At 71.8% G+C, this 1,016-nt stretch carries 1 pseudogene; it reads left to right on the forward strand.

Annotated elements, in window-relative coordinates:
* A pseudogene (locus BIX52_RS23390) lies at nucleotides 1-1,016 on the forward strand (hypothetical protein); the annotation flags it as partial.

Consider the following 1,016-nt stretch of genomic DNA (forward strand, 5'->3'; position numbering starts at 1 on the left):
CCCCCCTCGCCGTGTCCGCCGATGCCGACCTCGACCTCATCGACGGCCTCACCGGCGATGCGCCCATCTCCGCCGACGTGACCCTCGGCACGGTGGACGGCCTCGTCGACGCCACGCTCGACGCCGGCGACCTCGCCACTGTGGATAGTGGCACTGTGGACACCGTCCTCGACGCGGCGGACCTCGGCACCGTGGATAGCGGCACCGTGGCTGCGGTCCTCGACACGGCCGACCTCGGCACGATCGATGCCGGTACCGTGGACGCGGTCTTCGACGCGGCCGACCTCGGCACTGTCGACACCGGCACCGTGGACGCCGTGCTCGACGCGGCCGACCTCGGTACCGTCGACACCGGCACCGTGGATGCTGTTCTCAACACTGCCGACCTCGGCATCGTGGACGAGGTGCTGGGGGCCGTCGATCTCGGGGGTGATGCGCCGGCCGAGGGTGATGCCGACCTCGCCGTCGATCTCGGCGTGGACCTGCCGAGCGAAGACCTCGTCGCCGACGCGGACGTCGTTCTCGATCCGGTCGAGGCCATCGTCGGCGACATCGACATCGCCGCAGACGCCGACCTCGGTCTGGAGGACGGCGCCCCCCTCGCCGTGTCCGCCGATGCCGACCTCGAGCTTCTCGACGGCCTCACCGGCGATGCGCCGATCTCCGCCGACGTGACCCTCGGCACGGTGGACGGCCTCGTCGACGCCACGCTCGACGCCGGCGACCTCGGCACCGTGGATAGCGGCACCGTGGACACGGTCCTCGACACGGCCGACCTCGGCACCGTCGACACCGGCACCGTGGACGCGGTCCTCGACACGGCCGACCTCGGCACCGTCGACACCGGTACCGTGGACGAGGTGCTGGGCGCCGTCGATCTCGGCGGCGGTGCACCGGCCGAGGGCGATGCCGACCTCGCCGTCGATCTCGGCGTGGATCTGCCGGGCGACGACCTTGTCGCCGATGCGGACGTCGTCCTCGACCCGGTCGAGGCCATCGTCGGCGACATCGACATC

Origin of the sequence: Acuticoccus yangtzensis, from assembly GCF_001927245.1 — a bacterium.
In the GTDB taxonomy this organism is placed as follows: Bacteria; Pseudomonadota; Alphaproteobacteria; order Rhizobiales; family Amorphaceae; genus Acuticoccus; species Acuticoccus yangtzensis.